This window comes from Wolbachia endosymbiont (group A) of Conops quadrifasciatus (genome assembly GCF_964027015.1).
Taxonomy (GTDB): domain Bacteria; phylum Pseudomonadota; class Alphaproteobacteria; order Rickettsiales; family Anaplasmataceae; genus Wolbachia.
On the sequence record NZ_OZ034722.1, the window covers coordinates 745,145 to 759,945 of the forward strand.

14 protein-coding genes and 2 pseudogenes are annotated in these 14,801 nt (G+C 35.4%); 5 read left to right on the forward strand and 11 right to left on the reverse strand.

The annotated features are described in order from the left end of the window. Positions 1 to 4: 4 nt before the first annotated feature. From AAGD69_RS03940 to AAGD69_RS03950, 3 genes are all read right to left on the reverse strand, one after another. Complete coding sequence (locus tag AAGD69_RS03940; protein WP_341811712.1) at positions 5 to 601, reverse strand: ribonuclease HII; 597 nt, start codon at positions 599 to 601, stop codon at positions 5 to 7. 6 nt (positions 602 to 607) lie between these two features. Next, positions 608 to 1,588, reverse strand: coding sequence for a phospho-N-acetylmuramoyl-pentapeptide-transferase (gene mraY, locus AAGD69_RS03945; RefSeq protein WP_341811713.1), 981 nt, complete (start codon positions 1,586 to 1,588; stop codon positions 608 to 610). A gap of 123 nt (positions 1,589 to 1,711) precedes the next feature. After that, on the reverse strand, positions 1,712 to 2,278 hold the full coding sequence (locus AAGD69_RS03950) for a hypothetical protein (protein WP_341811714.1): 567 nt from the start codon (positions 2,276 to 2,278) through the stop codon (positions 1,712 to 1,714). Between the two features lie 163 nt (positions 2,279 to 2,441). Between AAGD69_RS03950 and AAGD69_RS03955 the strand changes: the two genes are divergently transcribed. Genes AAGD69_RS03955 through pstB form a run of 4 tightly spaced genes read left to right on the forward strand, consistent with a single transcriptional unit; the run spans position 2,442 to position 5,008 of the window. Continuing rightward, positions 2,442 to 3,254, forward strand: coding sequence for a transposase family protein (locus AAGD69_RS03955; RefSeq protein ID WP_410529809.1), 813 nt, complete (start codon positions 2,442 to 2,444; stop codon positions 3,252 to 3,254). Between the two features lie 43 nt (positions 3,255 to 3,297). Next, entirely contained in the window at positions 3,298 to 3,462 is a 165-nt protein-coding gene (locus tag AAGD69_RS03960) for a hypothetical protein (protein WP_341811715.1), read from the forward strand. Continuing rightward, positions 3,459 to 4,253, forward strand: a complete 795-nt coding sequence (gene dapB, locus AAGD69_RS03965; RefSeq protein WP_341811716.1) for a 4-hydroxy-tetrahydrodipicolinate reductase — start codon at positions 3,459 to 3,461, stop codon at positions 4,251 to 4,253. Before AAGD69_RS03960 ends, dapB begins: the two co-directional genes overlap by 4 nt. Further along, positions 4,250 to 5,008, forward strand: coding sequence for a phosphate ABC transporter ATP-binding protein PstB (gene pstB / locus AAGD69_RS03970; protein ID WP_341811717.1), 759 nt, complete (start codon positions 4,250 to 4,252; stop codon positions 5,006 to 5,008). The genes dapB and pstB overlap by 4 nt, the downstream gene beginning before the upstream one ends. 396 nt (positions 5,009 to 5,404) lie before the next feature. Here the strand turns inward: pstB and rmuC are convergent, their stop codons facing one another. The 5 genes and pseudogenes from rmuC to AAGD69_RS03995 all read right to left on the reverse strand — a co-directional run bounded on the left by rmuC (position 5,405) and on the right by AAGD69_RS03995 (position 10,751). Then, complete coding sequence (rmuC, locus tag AAGD69_RS03975; RefSeq protein ID WP_341811718.1) at positions 5,405 to 6,736, reverse strand: DNA recombination protein RmuC; 1,332 nt, start codon at positions 6,734 to 6,736, stop codon at positions 5,405 to 5,407. Between the two features lie 104 nt (positions 6,737 to 6,840). After that, positions 6,841 to 7,356 (reverse strand): hypothetical protein, encoded by a 516-nt coding sequence (locus AAGD69_RS03980; RefSeq protein ID WP_341811719.1) that lies wholly within the window; start codon positions 7,354 to 7,356, stop codon positions 6,841 to 6,843. Between the two features lie 109 nt (positions 7,357 to 7,465). Beyond that, entirely contained in the window at positions 7,466 to 8,767 is a 1,302-nt protein-coding gene (ltrA, locus tag AAGD69_RS03985; RefSeq protein ID WP_341811720.1) for a group II intron reverse transcriptase/maturase, read from the reverse strand. A 495-nt stretch (positions 8,768 to 9,262) separates the two neighbouring features. Then, complete coding sequence (locus AAGD69_RS03990) at positions 9,263 to 9,835, reverse strand: hypothetical protein (protein ID WP_341811721.1); 573 nt, start codon at positions 9,833 to 9,835, stop codon at positions 9,263 to 9,265. Between the two features lie 100 nt (positions 9,836 to 9,935). Beyond that, positions 9,936 to 10,751: pseudogene (locus tag AAGD69_RS03995) on the reverse strand (phage major capsid protein). A 174-nt stretch (positions 10,752 to 10,925) separates the two neighbouring features. On the opposite strand from AAGD69_RS03995, the gene AAGD69_RS04000 reads away from it, so the two are divergent. Further along, positions 10,926 to 11,738: a transposase family protein gene (locus tag AAGD69_RS04000; RefSeq protein WP_410529813.1), complete on the forward strand. Its 813-nt coding sequence runs from the start codon at positions 10,926 to 10,928 to the stop codon at positions 11,736 to 11,738. A 61-nt stretch (positions 11,739 to 11,799) separates the two neighbouring features. Here AAGD69_RS04000 and AAGD69_RS04005 read toward each other — a convergent pair. The 3 genes and pseudogenes from AAGD69_RS04005 to AAGD69_RS04015 form a co-directional block, all read right to left on the reverse strand. Next, positions 11,800 to 12,111: pseudogene (locus AAGD69_RS04005) on the reverse strand (phage major capsid protein); the annotation flags it as partial. A gap of 507 nt (positions 12,112 to 12,618) precedes the next feature. Then, on the reverse strand, positions 12,619 to 13,290 hold the full coding sequence (gene pyrF, locus AAGD69_RS04010) for an orotidine-5'-phosphate decarboxylase (protein WP_341811723.1): 672 nt from the start codon (positions 13,288 to 13,290) through the stop codon (positions 12,619 to 12,621). A gap of 74 nt (positions 13,291 to 13,364) precedes the next feature. After that, a complete protein-coding gene (locus tag AAGD69_RS04015) occupies positions 13,365 to 14,630 on the reverse strand; it encodes a hypothetical protein (protein ID WP_341811724.1) in 1,266 nt (421 codons plus the stop codon). Between the last annotated feature and the right edge of the window lie 171 nt (positions 14,631 to 14,801).

The following is a 14,801-nucleotide window of genomic DNA, read 5'->3' on the forward strand; positions in this document are numbered from 1 at the left end:
AAGGCTATAATGCCCGAGATATGGGTGCAAAGTTTTTTCTATGATGTTCTGTAATTCCATAAAGGCCAATAGCGTTAAGGTGCTCTTTTGTCCCATATCCTTTATTTTTATACCAATTATATTCAGGATACTTATTGTGCAATTCTTGCATAAGCCGATCTCTCGTAACTTTTGCAACGATTGAAGCTGCTGCAATTGATGTACTCAAATTATCACCATTTACTATGGATTTCACTTGCCATTTCACTTCAGGTGGTTGATTACCATCAACTAGCACATAATCTAATTCTAGGTCCAGGTCTATCAACGCACGTTTCATTGAAAGTTTTGTTGCTTGCAAGATATTGTATGAATTTATTTCTTCTACGCTTGCCATTCCTATACCAAATTTTGCAACGGATGTTATTTTTTCATATAGGACTTGCCTACATTGAGGAGTCAACTTTTTCGAGTCGTTGATTCCATCAATAATTGTATTTCTATCAATAAACACTACGGCTGCGGATATTACTGGACCAGCTAGCGGACCTCTTCCCACTTCATCCACTCCTGCTATCACTCCTGATAATTTATTTTCTAATGTAAAGTCTGGGTATTTCATAGGTTTTTATAATAAGAAAGTTATAGTAAAAACTGAACAGATAATAGAAATTATCCAAAATTTCATAACGATTACATTTTCTGACCATCCCTTCTTTTCAAAGTGATGATGTATTGGTGCCATAAGAAAAACTCTTTTTCCTTCTCCATATTTAAACTTTGTATATTTAAAATATGATATCTGAATAATCACAGATAGAGTCTCTATTACAAAGATTATTCCAATAACGGCAAAAAGCATTTCTCTTTTAATTAGGACACTAGTTAACCCTAAAGCTGCGCCTACCGACAAGCTACCAACATCACCCATAAATATTTTTGCTGGATGTGTGTTAAACCACAAAAAACTTAAAATAGCTCCTATAAATGCAATGCAGAATAAAGTAATATTCATATCTGCTTGAGTTATATATGCAATTAGCCCAAAAAAAGCAAAGGAAGTGATGACTTGAGTTGCAGCAAGGCCATCCAAACCATCTGTGAGATTCACAGCATTAGCAGAGCCGACAATTACAAATGCAGCGAATGGAACATATAGACAGCCAAAGTCGATTATTACTCCTTTAAATAGGGACATTTTTGTAAAACCTTCAGCAGAGTATAGCTTAAGTATAGACATACTAACCAGAGTTACAATAAACTGAATAAGTATTTTGGTTTTTGCACTTAAACCTCGATAGTGATTTGTCTTCAATTTTAAATAATCATCAATAAATCCAAGTAGAGCAAAAAATAGAGTTATCAATATCAGCAGCAAGATTTCTGGTGTTAACTGAGCCCAGAGTAAAATTGGTAATAAAGAAGAAATCAGTATTATTATTCCGCCCATAGGTGGTACATTCTTTTTTGTTATTAAATGACTTTCTGGTCCACATGATCTAATTGGTTGCCCATCTTTACTTATTTTTTTTAGAAGCTTTATAAAATAGGGAAAAAGAATAAATCCAAAAACAAATGAGGTAAAAAATACTTTTGTAGCTAAGATCATCTGCTTACTTAAATTGACTAAGTATCATACCACCTATAGCTAATAAAGCCAACTTCTGTCATCCTATAGCCTGACCATATTATTCCTTTTTCACTTCATTCTTTCCTAATTTGGTGCGTATAATTACAATAACTCTGGAATAGTATGAAGAGTTATATTGTCATCTTCTGCAAAACAAAATTCGCTATTTGCATCTGTCCATTTATACATTTCTTTTAGATTAATCTCAGAAGAATCATAAACACCATACTCTGCTTTTGTATGGTAATCACAATACTGAAACTTACCCTCTTTATTGAAAGAGCCAAATTCATCAATTAATGTAGCCATTTTCCTACCTTTTTTACCACTTATGAATTCGAACACGGCAACTGAATAGTGACCTGGAGAGCCTGGTTCAGGAGATTCTTCTGTAATAAAAAACGATGGTCGATGACTAAATAATTCCCAAAGATTCGGATTACATTCTTTTTTCGCACAATTTAAACTGATGAATTTATATTCATCTGAAACGTTCGAATACTGGGGATCGTATTTTTTGTATTCAAAGAATTCATTACCTAAAAAATTATAAAACGTTAATTTATAATCATCATTAAATTTAATAACTTTTAAATAGTGAAAATCTCTTGGGATAACTACCTTCTCTTGTGTAACATGATTACGCATAATCAATTGATCATCGAGCATGTAGTAACCTATTTTTGGTAAAGTAGCTATGGGCTTATCATTCAAGGCAACATTTGCTTCATAAGACCTGCTGCAAAAGGTGATTGAAAAAATAATGTGAGAGAAGTAGAAGAAGAATAAGCAGATTGAGTAAGGTAAAAAAATGAGCTTTAGTTACTATAACATGAAGAAACACCCAAGAAACTTTCGTAATATAACAGGTTTAACTATAGAGGAGTTCGAAAAGGTAGTGGAAAAAGTGAGGTCTGGGTGGGAAAGACTTGAAAAACAGAAAAAGTGCCATGGTAGAAGATCACAACTACCAACTCTAGAAGATAAGTTATTTTGCGTAATTTTGTACTATCGCACTTACATAACACATAGATTTTTAGGGTGCCTGTTCAATGTTCACAACGCAAATGTATTTAGGTTACTGAAGAAAATAGAGCCATTACTTGCCAAAAAAGTTACTATAACAAAAGATAGAAGTATGACACCAGAAAAAATACTGAAGATTCTGGCTGATGTTACAGAACAGCAAATACAGAGACCAGAAGATAGTAAAAAACGGAAGAAATCATATTCAGGAAAAAAAAGAACCAACACTATGAAAACTGAGATTGTTATCGAAGAAGGTGGAAGAATTTTATCAGTGTCAAATTCATATCGTGGTAGAATTAATGATTTTCGCATAAGGAAACAAGAAAAATATTTACCAATCGATAGCATAAAATATGCCGATTCTGGATATCAAGGTTGGCAAAAATTGCAAAGCAATGTTATAATTCCATATAAAAAGTATCGTAAAAAGCCATTAACTCCAGAGCAGAAAGAGCATAATAGAAGATTAGCATCATTTAGAATGAGAGTAGAAAATAAGATCCGTGAGATAAAGATATTTAAGATTATGTCTCATATTTACCGCAATTTTCAGAAAAAATACGACCTGAGGTTCAATATTATTGCTGGTATTGTGAATCTTAAGCACGCCTTTTAGTTAACCTTGATTTTAGTCACCCTCCTTTCCTTCTTTTTATTGCTTGATTCTCAGCAGGTCTTTAGGTTCACCGACAATCGTCATTCCGCTACTAGTTAGCGGAATCTATCCGCAACTGCATGACATGTTGCTTGGGTCAGCTATAGAATATAGATCAGAAGTGACAGAGCTTAAAAAAAGGCCTAATATAACACAAAAAGCTTTATGAAAATCAGAGTTGGAGTAATAGGCTGCTTAGGCAGAATGGGCAAGAAAATACTCAATGAATTAATTACAAATGCCGAAGTGGAAATAGCAGGTGCTGTTGCCCGTTCAGGCGGTAAGTACATAGGCTTAGATATTGGACCAATTATAGGCTGCGGTTCCAATCTAGGAATTGAAGTTACAAGTTCTATTAGTGGCATATTTGAGTCATCTGACGTTGTAATAGATTTTACAACTAAAGAATGTATGTTAGACTGCCTTAAAGCAGCTGTAAAATTTAAAACACCGCTAGTTAGTGGCACAACTGGAATAGAAGGTGTCGATTTAAAAGAGTATGCTGCTGAAGTTCCAATATTATGGTCAGCAAATATGAGTGTTGGGGTTAATGTGTTGCTGAAATTGGTAAAAAAAGCTGCTGAGCTTTTAGGTAATGAATATGACGTTGAGATTTGGGAAATGCATCATAACTTAAAAAAGGATTCACCATCTGGAACAGCTATAGAACTTGGCAAAAAAATTGCTAACGCTTCAAAAGTGGATTTTCAGTCCAATCAATATTCACATAGTGATTCAAACATAAGAAAAAAGGGGGGAATAGGTTTTGCAGTATCTCGTGGAGGTGGAGTAATAGGAGATCACAGCGTGATGTTTGTTAATTCTGATGAACGGATAGAACTAAACCACAAAGCAATTGATCGCACAACATTTGCTAGAGGAGCTGTTCAAGCAGCAGTATGGCTATATGAAAATAAAAGAGAAATTCCGGGGCTCTATTCAATGCAGGATGTGATATGAGCAATACACGTGCCTCTGTTAAAGATTTAAATCTCTGGTATGGCTCTAAGCAAGTTTTATTCGATATAAATTTGAATATTTATAAAAGAAAAGTTACTACTTTTATCGGACCATCCGGGTGCGGTAAATCAACATTTTTGCGTTGTTTTAATCGTATGAATGACTATGTACCTGGATGCAAAACTGTTGGTGAATTAGATATCGATGGGCTGGGTGATATATATTCACGCGATATGGATGTTGTGCTACTCAGAGCAAAAGTTGGCATGGTATTTCAAAAGCCAAATCCTTTTCCAAAATCAATATATGACAATGTTGCTTATGGGCCAAAACTGCATGGTATGGTGAAGGATAAGCAAAAATTGAATGAGATGGTGGAAAATAGTTTAACTAAAGTTGGCTTATGGGAAGAATTAAAAGACAGATTGCAAGATAGTGCACTCGATTTATCCGGTGGCCAACAACAGAGGCTATGCATCGCTCGCGCAATTGCAGTGAAGCCAACTATTTTATTAATGGATGAACCGTGCTCCGCTCTTGATCCAATGGCAACCAATGCAATCGAAAATCTTATACAAGAGCTGAAATTAAGGTTTACTATAATTATGGTAACTCATTCAATGAAGCAAGCTAAAAAGTTATCTGATAGTGTAATTTTCTTTCATAATGGCAGAATTGTTGAGTCTGGAAGCACTCAAGAAATATTCGAAAATGCTCTATCTCCCTTAACAAAGGAGTATATCCTGGATCATTAAATTTCTGTCATCAAAGTAGCCTGGCTACTTTAAAAAATGTATCCGTATGCCGTATCTGTCGTTCAGCATGGTATAGCTAAACTGACTTAAATTTACCGACAACCGTCATCCCGCTGCTTGTTAGCCGGATCTATAGCTAAAGTGGCTTAGGTTTACCTACAATTTGAAAAACAACAAATTCGTCATTCCGCTACTAGTTAGCGGATGAGATACCGCGAATGAATCGCGGTATGACGTAGGGAAACCTTTCTTGGGTTAGCTATAGAGATACCGCCGCGGTATGACGTACTGACTTGCACTAGCTATAGATCTAAAGTGAAACTTGAGTGAGAAATATTTAAGTAATAATTTTCCGCCACAAACAATACTTTCTTTGTTTGCTAGTGCAATAGAAGTCTAATCTACTTTCAATTCCCCAGTATGTAAACTGCGCGGTAAGGACTCTAATTCCTTTGCAGCACTTAAACTTTTATTTTTTGCATGTATACCAAGCTTATTGAATTCTCGGGCAGCAGGAAACACCCTTGCTTCAAGCGAACCAGCAGTTTTATTATAATGATCGACAGCACTTTTTAAGCTCCTGCGCAAATTATCAAAGTTTTCGCCCATTGTGCAAATGCGCTCATATAAAATATGACCTAGTTCACTGATTTTCTTTGCATTTTCAGCTATCATCTCTTGCTTCCATCCATATGCTATTGCTCTCAGCAACGCAATTAGAGTGATCGGTGTTGCAATGATCACTTTTTTTTCCACTCCAATCTCTATCAAAGCAGGCTCATATTCCAGTGCTGCGCTAAAAACCCCCTCCCCTGTTAAGAAAAGCACCACAAGTTCTGGCGTATTTTCAAATTGATTCCAATACTCCTTTTTACCCAAGTCATTTATGTGTTTTTTTATTGCCAGGGAATGATTCTTTAATTTCTCCTTTTGTATTTGCAAATCATTTTGTGATATAGCATCCATGTAAGAATCAAGCGGCACTTTAGCATCTATTATTATTTGCTTTCCAGATGGCATCTTGATTATTAAATCAGGACGCAATAAATTATCCTCGTTTTTATCAACCACTGACGGCTGAGTAAAAAAATCGCAATATTCAATCATTCCCGCCATTTCTACCACTCTCTTTAACTGCATTTCACCCCATTTTCCTCTAATGTGGGGCTTTCTCAAGGCATTAGCAAGGCTAGAAGTTTGGTTCATCAGCGCTCCAATTTGCTCCTTTAAACCTTCATAGGCCCCTACCCTCTCTTTTTCCAGCTCACGTATTTCATTATCGAATTTTTCTAATTTTTCTTTTATTGGAGTTACAACTTCGTTGATCGTTGCTTGTCTTTTTTTGAAATCACTTTCCGTTTCTTTTAATTTACTATCGATTACTTCCTTCGCTAAGTTCAGAAAATTATTGTTATTTGTCTGCAAAGCATCAAGAGAGAGCACTTTAAAAGTGTTTGTTAATCTCTCCTCTGCTTTTGTTAGTAATTCTATTTCCTTTTTCTTTTCCTCACGTTCTTTTTGCAGAGTTACTTCAAGTTCTGCTCTTTTGACCCTTAAATCAACTATTTCTTCATTCTTTGTAAGCAAACTTTGCTTTTTTTCTTGAAGTTCTTGCTCTAATTTACATAAATTACCCTCAAGGTTTGCTTTCTTTTCGCTCAGTTTTTTTACGATAATGTAGAAAAATAGTAATAGAGAAACAACCAGAGCTATAGAATTGAAAAGCATCAGAATAAAAAACTGTGTTTACAATTCTATATGATTTTTGTGTGTATAAGAAAGAAAAAAAGAGCACCTAAAGAGGTGCTCCTTTTGAAGGGTTTCTACAATGATTATGCATTAACTAATAGATCAGTACCAGTAGCTTGTTCTGCTATTGGTTGAGTAAATAATGAGTTCGGTACCACCTTGCAAAACAGCATTTCTTTTACCAAACTTGCTCTTAGCAAATAGTCGTATAATTCTCGAGAAGTGCTCAGTCTCCTTTCATCATGTGGCATTTGATACAGCACAACAACACCATTGTTGCTACCATTTTTAATTTCACTAGGACTTACTACTTTTGGTAGCGTACCATTAGTAGGAGCTTTAGACAAGGAGACAGGAGTTGATTGTTCTACTGCTGGGTCAGTAGTTAATGATCTTGGTTGTGTAACTCCATCATCTTCTGCATCAAAAAACTTCTTTGGTTCAGTAGCCACTCCCTCATTGTTAACCGTTTGTTGTGTTACGTTATTACCAGTAGTATTAGGCTTAGGTTGTTCCAACGTTGGAGCTTCGAATGCCCTGTTAGATATACTATCTACTTTAACCACTCCATCATTATTTAATTGTTCGGTAGAAGTCATAGTCCTATACCTCTTGTTTGAGTTTTGTTCTTATAACTTCCCCACAAGAACCTTGCATGCAGCTTTCCCGCACACGGCTCCACAATAATAGCATTCATAGCATTCGCTCTCATGTATATAAAGAATAGTGTATTTTTGGCTTTGGTAGTGGATTGACTAGTAAGTAATGGTTGAATTGCTCCCACTTCATACTTCTCTTTTGACTACGTCGGTTTATCCACTTAAATGCTAGCCTTGTTATCGATCGATAGAATTGACTTAAACATCGATAATTTCCGCTAATTCCGAAATAGCTATAGTGTCCTGTTAGTTTAGTTTTGAGTTTCTGCCACCATTCTTTAAGACGATCGTGATTTCGAATTCTCTTCATCCATTCTTTGATTTCTTTAATCTTTCTGGCTAGACTTGTTTTTACAGTTTTCTGTTTTATCATTAGTCTACCATTACGACTCTTTCCACAATAATGGGTAAATCCAAGAAATTTGAAGCTATTCTTTCTTCGTTTCTCTCTTTCTGCTTGATACCATTCTCTCTTGCCAAACTTTACTATTCTTGTTTTGTTTTCAGATATTTCCAATCCAAATTTTCTTAATCTTTGTTTCAGCAATTCCAAGAACTCTTTCGCATCTTCTTCCTTTTCGCAGCACACTACAAAATCGTCGCAAAACCTTATTAGCTGCATACTCACTCTGGATCTAGGTTTAAATTTCTTTTCAAACCACAAATCCAATACATAATGTAGGTATATTTTAGCTAATATTGGGCTTACTATACCGCCTTGTGGTGTACCTTGTTCGGTTGCTTCATAATGTCCAGCTTCAACTATTCCTGCCTTGAGAAACCGTTTTACTAACCACAATAAGTTGGGGTCTGTTATCCTCTCTCTCAGACATCTCATTAGCCATTTATGCTGAATATTATCATAGAACTTCTTGATATCCACTTCTACAATGTAATTAATTGGTTTGTCCATAACTGCTTTATTCAGTGTTTTGACCGCTTGATGACAGCTTCTTCCTGGTTGAAATCCATAAGAGTTGTCCAGAAAATTTGTTTCATAAATACTTTCTAGTATCTTCTTTAACATTATCTGTACCAACTTATCTTCTGTTGATGGTATTCCGAGCCCGCGTTTCTCTTTGCTCCCAGTTTTTGGTATATATACCCTTTTCACCGGTTGCGGTTGATACTGCTTTTTCTTCATGCTATCCACTAGAGTTCTAAGCTTCTCTTCAAGATTTTCTCCGTAAGTTTCCACTGTTACCTGGTCTATACCGCAAGCCTTGTTTCGTTTTAGTTCCTTATAGCACTCTGCAAGATTCTCTGCATTTATCAGATGCACTAACGATGTGAATTTCAATCGTTTATCTCGCTTCGCTCTTTCTACTATCTGGTCTAGTTTTCCTTGCATATTCCTCCAATCTCTGTTGTATTTGTATAGCAATCCTTATACCAGTTACTATATTGCTAACCGCTTCCCCTTGTATGTGGCTTTCCCACACTCTGAGTACTATCAGTTAGTCCGACTTCCTTCGTATCTTTCCCCAGTCCTCGCCTTTATTGACTTGTTCTAGAGTACCCTATTGGGAATACAAAGGATCTCCCAAGTTCACGTAAGTTCCATCTCAACACATGACACGGCCTTAGATCCCGATGGAGCAAGTGATATCTTGCCTTTTCGTTATCACTTATTTTGTCTTCCGCCTGCAAGAGAGCGTCAACCTCCATATCGTCAAAAATTTCGGGACTCAATACCTTTACTTTCGTTGCATCCTATATTGTCCGTTCTATTAGCCCTACTACACTTGTTACCTTACGTAGCATAATAGTTCGTTCCAGATTGCTGGCTAGGCTTTACCTGAGTTAGATTTTCACCAACTGTTCCTTACGCACTTCTTGGCGCACCTTACATTTTTTTCACATGCTTAATCTCTTCTTCAACAAGCACTATATTGCCATTTGCATACTTACCATCTTTACTTTTCTTTAGTATTGATTTTATACATATAGTATTAGGAAGATTATCATTATTAGTACCAGTAATGCGATATTCATTTTCACCACACTTTATATACATAAGAAGTCCACCTGGACTTGTACTTTGACTATCTTTATAATCCTTGCATTTTGCAAACTGTTCTGAAGTTAGAACTAATAACAAACCTTTACCACCAACTTTAAGGTAGTTTTCATTTGATGCTTCTTTTAGTACATCACTATCAGCATTTTTGGGATTAGGTGTCGGAAAATTTTCTGGTAGCTCCTTAGCATCTGTTTCAGATGTATTAATTACAGGTCCTTGAGGTTCATCTGGCGCTGCTGGTGGTATTGATTGATCAGGATTAACTTCATCATCTAGAGTTTTTGGTGTTGTAGTACCTTTTGATTGTGCTTGAGCAGGTTCCTGTCTCTCATTGCCTGAAGACTTCTCTTGCTGTGATGTATTTTGTTGAGTAGCATTTGCTTTACCACCAAACAACCACTTCCAACCTGATGAAATTTTTCTTGCAATCCATGAAATTCCTGTATGATCAGCAATCCACTTAAAAAAGGTTTTGAAGCTGGTGCTGCGGAAGTTTTTAGTACTTGCTCGCAACTTTCAACAATTTAATAGCACTGGTGTTTACAACCTCTCCGCCGACACGCTTAGTGACAAAAAACCTCACATAAGGTTTATTCGTATAAGGGTCTCGTAATATTCTCATTCCTCTGTTATCTACAATCTTATAAGCTTGTTTGAAATCTGCAATCGCAATTACCGGTAGCTGATTGTTTGGCACCGGTGGCATATCGGCAGATTGATATACTAGTATTCCCATTAAGGTATCTGGAGCTTCAAGCGACAAACTTGGTTGCCAGAGATATTGGCCCTCTTGAGATTTTAGCAGCCTAATGTTCTTCAACGTACTCCTGTTAATCAAAAATGACGCATTTTTGGAATAATATTCGTCCAGAGAGTAATACAACATCATTATTGAATCACTATCTAATTTTTCAGTTTTAACTTGCTCTATTTTATTATAACTGTTTCCATTTTCATAAGTTAAAATTCCTTTGGGTTGAAAAGTACCCTCACCCTTAATGAAGGCTTCGCTTTCTTCCTTACTAAAAGTCTCGGCAATCTTTTCTACCAGCCAACTCTCAACATCGACAAACGCATCATCGAGTAACTTTTATGATATCTGTGGTTGAGCATATAACTCGTAAGTCGTGATAGAAATCTTTTGGATTTTAGGCGTGTCCGTATCTTTTGCAAAATCATACTTAGATTTATTGCCATCGTCCTCATCATCTACTGTTTCACTGCTCCAACCTGCACCGGCACGGTCAAAATCTTCTATAATGTAATCCAATGTTTCAGTAGAAATTCTTTGACTGAAGCATATTTGTCGCATTGGGGACGAATCAGTTACGCGCTTGTTTATGCGTTTTACAATAGCGGAGTAACTAGATACCCTCCGATATCATTAGACCTGCTGCAAAAGGTGATTGAAAAAATAATGTGAGAGAAGTAGAAGAAGAATAAGCAGATTGAGTAAGGTAAAAAAATGAGCTTTAGTTACTATAACATGAAGAAACACCCAAGAAACTTTCGTAATATAACAGGTTTAACTATAGAGGAGTTCGAAAAGGTAGTGGAAAAAGTTAGGTCTGGGTGGGAAAGACTTGAAAAACAGAAAAAGTGCCATGGTAGAAGATCACAACTACCAACTCTAGAAGATAAGTTATTTTGCGTAATTTTGTACTATCGCACTTACATAACACATAGATTTTTAGGGTACCTGTTCAATGTGCACAACGCAAATGTATTTAGGTTACTGAAGAAAATAGAGCCATTACTTGCCAAAAAAGTTACTATAACAAAAGATAGAAGTATGACACCAGAAAAAATACTGAAGATTCTGGCTGATGTTACAGAACAGCAAATACAGAGACCAGAAGATAGTAAAAAACGGAAGAAATCATATTCAGGAAAAAAAAGAACCAACACTATGAAAACTGAGATTGTTATCGAAGAAGGTGGAAGAATTTTATCAGTGTCAAAGTCATATCGTGGTAGAATTAATGATTTTCGCATAAGGAAACAAGAAAAATATTTACCAATCGATAGCATAAAATATGCCGATTCTGGATATCAAGGTTGGCAAAAATTGCAAAGCAATGTTATAATTCCATATAAAAAGTATCGTAAAAAGCCATTAACTCCAGAGCAGAAAGAGCATAATAGAAGATTAGCATTATTTAGAATGAGAGTAGAAAATAAGATCCGTGAGATAAAGATATTTAAGATTATGTCTCATGTTTACCGCAATTTTCAGAAAAAATACAACCTGAGGTTCAATATTATTGCTGGTATTGTGAATCTTAAGCACGCCTTTTAGTTAACCTTGATTTTAGTCACCCTCCTTTCCTTCTTTTTATTGCTTGATTCGCAGCAGGTCTATTATCATCTCCACTGAGGGTTTTGTGTGATAAACCGCTTTCTATTCCCTTGCGGATATAATCAGAAAAATATTTATCGCTTGTGCTAAAATCTGTATTTACTTCTGGACGTTGAGCTGCAGTTTCGATCAAGTCTAAACGCTCTTTGCAACTATCAATGGCATTATTTACCTTGCATAGCTGCTCAATCGCTGCAGAATCAGCACGCCCTTTGCTCTCAATTTCTTTCAATTTACGATCATTTATTAATTTAAATTGCTCCCATGATGAAGCGAGTTCATTAATACGGTGAGCGATATCGGTAAGTGACATAATAGCCTCCTTTGAAAATGAAAATGGAAAATTAGTTAGCATTAGACTTCTTTTGAATTCTGCAGGCAACTATGTTGTAATTTGAAGACAGCAAATGGTATAACTATACGAACATTTGTTTTTGTTAAGGTGCCACACAACAGATGATGTCATTCCAGTCTGGAATCCAGGAATTTTAATTATAAGAAAGCACACTAATTAATAAGTATAAAAGTAGCTGGAAAATAAACATTTTTGATATGGAAAGCTGGATTCCAGATTGGAATGACACCGAAGGGACTACTCGGATGACACCGTCTTGGATGGAAAACTGGGTTCCAACGCCACGCGCTGGAATGGCATCATTTTTTATCTGTTGAAAATGTAAACAGGAAAATAGCGTGGCACTTTGTACCACGCTTAGTACTGTAAGCTTAATTCAGTAATTAAATTAGGCGAGATAAAATAAAAGATAATAACACTATATAACGTTCGTTTTTTTGTGTCAAGCACTTTTTTTTATCTGCTTCAATTAGTAAGGGATTTCAATATTAATTCTGTACTACTTGCAGTTTTTGTAATGGGTCTGCCAATGACGATATAATCAGCTCCTAAATTTATTGCTTCTCTTGGTGTTGCTGTTCTTTTTTGGTCGTCATGACCTGGATCTATACGAATTCCTGGAGTAATAATTTTCAAGTCTTCACCGCATTCTCGGCGCACTTCTTGAGCTTCCAATGCAGAACAGACTATTCCATGGAGTCCAATCTTTTTTGCAAGCTTTGCAAGCAAAATTACCTGTGATTTTACCTCTCTTGCTACTCCAAGCTCGTTTAAATCCTCATTGTTCATACTAGTTAGCATTGTTACTCCAATCAGCTTTATTTTTGTACCTTGCACCACACTTAGCGCTTCTTCAAGCATTTTTGTTCCACCGCTAATGTGCAGAGTTAACATTTCAATGCTCAGAACTTTTATTACTTCAACTGTTTTAGCTACAGTGTTTGGAATGTCATGCAATTTCAGATCTAAAAAAATTGGTACATTGCATTTTGCAACTTCTTGCACTCCAGAGAGACCATGAGCAGCAAAAAATTCTAATCCCAGCTTTACCATGCCAACTTTACCACGCAGAGTATTAGCTAGAGAAATAGCCTTATTTAAGTCTTGTGTATCCAGTGCGCATATTATTGGGTTCATTATCTTGTACAATTTTTTTTATAATAAGACTAATTGTTGTATTTTCAAGTTCTAAATTCCGGAATTGACTGCGTTTACAACGCTCTGCTCACAGTGGAATTGGTAATAGTCGGGGTGGATAAACAACTGTTAGGTAATCCATATCCAGAATCTTTCTCAGACTCATATCCAGGATCTCCTGCATGTAAAGGAAAAGATGTTTCACCTGGAAATGATGCATATACAAGATCTTCCAGCGAAGAAGCAGGCGTTTTGTCTGACAAAAGTCGTGCAATTTCTTTTTGTAACACAAACTTTAATATTTGAGTCGTGTTTAATATTGCTTTTTCATCATTATCTCCTGTTGGTCCTTCTATTTGGTCTGTTATACAGCTTATCAACAGTTGCATAAAATTTACTTGTTCTTTCTTCTCTTTCAAAAAACCTTCTTCAAGTTGTTCTATTTTAGTAGCTTGCTCCCGAAGTGAATTTTGTAACCATTTTACCTTATTATCATAATCTTTTCTTATCTCGTCTAACTCAAAAGACTGATTTTCAATTAAACCATTTGCTTCATCTAACTCTTCAAATTTCTCTTTTAATTCTTGAGATAAATTTTCCTTTTCTTTATTGATTTTTCTGATTTCACATTTTAGGTCATCTAATTTTGTATGCAACTTTTTTTCTTCCTCATATAATATATCTCTTTCTTTATAAAGTGTGTCTTCTTTCTTACGTAATATATCTCTTTCTTTATAAAATTTGTCTTCTTTCTCGTATAACTCCCTTATTTCTTTACGTAATTTTTCTACTTCCTCATTAAATTTTTTATTTTCTAATTCTTTGCATTGATTATTGTCTATTTTCCCTTTCAATTCTGTTATACGTTCTTCTTTTTCTTGTAACTGTTCACATAAACGCGAGATTTTAAGATGTAATTCTTCTTCTCGTGCAACAAGCTTATCTATTTCCTCTTTTGTTTTGTCCAATTCATTGTCTATTTCAAACGTACGATTCTTTGCTGTTTCTAATCTTTTCTCTAAAGATTCTTTTTCTTTAAGAAGAGATTCTCTCTCAACTTCTGACTCATTTACTTTCTGATCCAATTTTTTTGCTCTCTTGTCTAAATTTTGCTTTTCTCGAGTTAATTCATGTGATTGATTCTTTAATTTTCCCACTTCTTTGTTTGCAGCTTCTTCAGCTTCCTTTCCTAGAGTTATTTTCTTTTCTAACTCTTGCTCTTTCTGAGCGAATTTATTTCTCTCAACTTCCAGTTTCTTATTATTACTAATTATTTTATACGAAAGTGCAAGCACCAAAACAGATAATGTAGCTAAAGCAAGAATTAGATGAAGAAGCACATTAGAAGTTACAGTAAGCGCTAAAGATGTAAGTAACGTAAGAGTAGCTAAGGAACTAGCTACAAAATAAAATGTGTTAGCTTTGTTAAACAAATTGCTCATTACTCCCCTCCCCTCATGAACAAAACTTCAGCAGTCTTGTATATATTTATTAAAATTCTCTTATCTGTG

Coding starts and splice junctions, on each gene's coding strand:
- mraY (WP_341811713.1), bottom strand. CDS start 1,588: ATGATCTTAGCTACAAAAGTATTTTTTACCTCATTTGTTTTTGGATTT.
- AAGD69_RS03980 (WP_341811719.1), bottom strand. CDS start 7,356: ATGACTTCTACCGAACAATTAAATAATGATGGAGTGGTTAAAGTAGAT.
- rmuC (WP_341811718.1), bottom strand. CDS start 6,736: ATGCTTTTCAATTCTATAGCTCTGGTTGTTTCTCTATTACTATTTTTC.
- pstB (WP_341811717.1), top strand. CDS start 4,250: ATGAGCAATACACGTGCCTCTGTTAAAGATTTAAATCTCTGGTATGGC.
- AAGD69_RS03950 (WP_341811714.1), bottom strand. CDS start 2,278: ATGCTCGATGATCAATTGATTATGCGTAATCATGTTACACAAGAGAAG.
- dapB (WP_341811716.1), top strand. CDS start 3,459: ATGAAAATCAGAGTTGGAGTAATAGGCTGCTTAGGCAGAATGGGCAAG.
- AAGD69_RS04000 (WP_410529813.1), top strand. CDS start 10,926: ATGAAGAAACACCCAAGAAACTTTCGTAATATAACAGGTTTAACTATA.
- AAGD69_RS03940 (WP_341811712.1), bottom strand. CDS start 601: ATGAAATACCCAGACTTTACATTAGAAAATAAATTATCAGGAGTGATA.
- pyrF (WP_341811723.1), bottom strand. CDS start 13,290: ATGAACCCAATAATATGCGCACTGGATACACAAGACTTAAATAAGGCT.
- ltrA (WP_341811720.1), bottom strand. CDS start 8,767: ATGCAAGGAAAACTAGACCAGATAGTAGAAAGAGCGAAGCGAGATAAA.
- AAGD69_RS03955 (WP_410529809.1), top strand. CDS start 2,442: ATGAAGAAACACCCAAGAAACTTTCGTAATATAACAGGTTTAACTATA.